This window comes from Enterobacter cloacae complex sp. GF14B, from assembly GCF_004136805.1.
Lineage (GTDB): Bacteria > Pseudomonadota > Gammaproteobacteria > Enterobacterales > Enterobacteriaceae > Enterobacter > Enterobacter hormaechei_C.
Window position 1 is genome coordinate 1 of the sequence record NZ_QFRV01000202.1, and the last position, 2,303, is coordinate 2,303.

General features: G+C 60.4%; 2 protein-coding genes and 1 pseudogene. 2 read left to right on the top strand and 1 reads right to left on the bottom strand.

Features of this window, described 5'->3' with window-relative positions; all coding sequences use genetic code 11:
* On the bottom strand, positions 1 to 957 hold a 957-nt coding region (gene bioA / locus DD606_RS24635; RefSeq protein ID WP_129259391.1), incomplete at its 3' end, for an adenosylmethionine--8-amino-7-oxononanoate transaminase.
* A gap of 68 nt (positions 958 to 1,025) precedes the next feature.
* Between bioA and bioB the strand changes: the two genes are divergently transcribed.
* Both bioB and DD606_RS24645 read left to right on the top strand, forming a co-directional pair.
* Positions 1,026 to 2,066 carry a biotin synthase BioB gene (bioB, locus tag DD606_RS24640; protein WP_003858529.1) on the top strand — a complete coding sequence of 347 codons (1,041 nt, stop codon included), beginning with the start codon at positions 1,026 to 1,028 and terminating at the stop codon, positions 2,064 to 2,066.
* A pseudogene (locus DD606_RS24645) lies at positions 2,063 to 2,303 on the top strand (8-amino-7-oxononanoate synthase); the annotation flags it as partial. The gene bioB and the pseudogene DD606_RS24645, both read left to right, overlap by 4 nt.

Sequence of the window (2,303 nt, forward strand, 5' to 3'; positions counted from 1 at the left end):
GTTGCCCATAAACGTCGGGCCGTGCATAAAGCAGCCCGCGTCACCGTCGCTGATGGTGTCGGCAACCTGGCGCGTGGTAAGCGTGGCGGAGAGCGTCATGGTGCCGCCGGTGAGCGCTTTCCCCAGGCACAGAATATCCGGCGCGATCCCCGCATGCTCGCAGGCAAACAGCTTCCCGGTACGGCCAAAGCCGGTGGCGATCTCATCGGCAATCAGCAAAATTCCTTCGCGGTCGCACATCTTCCGAATGCGCTTCAGCCACTCGGGGTGATAGATCCGCATTCCGCCCGCGCCCTGCACAATCGGTTCGAGAATAACGGCGGCAATCTCGTGGCGATGGGCCGCCATCAGCCGCGCGAAGCCCACCATGTCCATCTCGTCCCATTCGCCGTCGAAGCGGCTCTGCGGGGCTGGCGCAAACAGGTTTTCCGGCAGGTAGCCTTTCCACAGGCTGTGCATGGAGTTGTCCGGATCGCACACCGACATCGCCCCGAAGGTGTCGCCGTGATAGCCGTTGCGGAAGGTGAGGAACCGCTGGCGCGTTTCGCCCTTCGCATGCCAGTACTGCAACGCCATTTTCATCGCTACTTCCACGGCCACCGAGCCGGAGTCGGCCAGGAAAACACACTCCAGCGATTCAGGCGTCATCGCTACCAGGCGACGGCATAAATCCACCGCGGGCTGGTGCGTGATCCCGCCAAACATCACGTGTGACATCTGGTCAATCTGCGCTTTCATCGCCGCGTTCAGACGCGGGTGGTTGTAGCCATGGATCGCCGCCCACCAGGAGGACATCCCGTCAACAAGCCGCTCGCCGCTGGCGAGATGCAGCTCGCAGCCGTGGGCAGAGGCTACCGGATAGACGGGAAGGGGGCGGGTCGTGGAGGTGTAAGGGTGCCAGATATGCTGCTTGTCGAAGGCGAGATCGTCCTGGGTCATAATCGACTTGTAAACCATTTTGAAAAGTTTTAGGTTTACAAGTATAAACCGAACCGACAATTAACAAAACCCTTTGGAGAAGCCCGATGGCTCACCACGCACGCTGGACGATGTCGCAAGTCACTGAATTATTCAATAAACCTTTCCTGGAGCTGATGTTTGAGGCGCAACAGGTGCACCGCCAGCACTTCGATCCGCGTCATGTTCAGGTCAGCACGCTGCTGTCGATCAAAACCGGGGCTTGCCCGGAAGACTGCAAATATTGCCCGCAAAGCGCGCGCTATAAAACCGGTCTCGAATCCGAGCGCCTGATGGAAGTCGAGCAAGTGCTCGACTCCGCGCGCAAGGCCAAAAACGCTGGCTCGACCCGCTTCTGCATGGGCGCGGCGTGGAAAAATCCGCATGACCGCGACATGCCCTATCTGGAGCAGATGGTGAAGGGGGTGAAGGAGATGGGGCTTGAAGCCTGTATGACTCTGGGCACGCTGAACGAGGAGCAGGCGCAGCGTCTCTCGGCGGCGGGGCTGGATTACTACAACCACAACCTTGATACCTCGCCGGAGTTCTACGGCAACATCATCACCACGCGTACCTATCAGGAGCGTCTGGACACGCTGGATAAAGTGCGTGATGCGGGGATCAAGGTCTGTTCCGGCGGGATCGTGGGACTGGGCGAGACGGTAAAAGATCGTGCCGGCCTGCTGTTACAGCTGGCAAACCTGCCGACCCCGCCGGAAAGCGTGCCCATCAACATGCTGGTGAAGGTAAAAGGCACGCCGCTGGCGGATAACGAGGACGTGGATGCCTTCGATTTCATCCGCACCATCGCGGTGGCGCGCATCATGATGCCGACCTCTTACGTTCGCCTCTCTGCCGGTCGTGAGCAGATGAGCGAGCAGACCCAGGCGATGTGCTTCATGGCCGGGGCCAACTCCATCTTCTACGGCTGCAAACTGCTGACCACGCCAAACCCGGAAGAGGACAAAGATGTCCAGCTGTTCCGCAAGCTGGGGCTGAACCCACACCAGACCGGGGTACAGGTGGGGGATAACGAGCAACAGCAGCAGCTGGAGCAGCAGATTTTTAACGCCGACACCGACCAGTTCTACAACGCGGCAGCCGTATGACCTGGCAGGCACGTATCAGGACCGCGCTCGACGAGCGGCGGGCGGCGGATGCGTTTCGGGTGCGCAGGGTAGTGGAAAACGGTGCAGGCCGTTTTCTCACCCGGGAAGGAGAGCGGTTCTGTAATTTCTCCAGCAACGATTATCTGGGACTGAGCCAGCACCCGCAGATCGTTCGCGCCTGGCAGCAGGGCGCGGATCGTTACGGCGTGGGCAGCGGCGGCTCCGGGCACGTCAGCG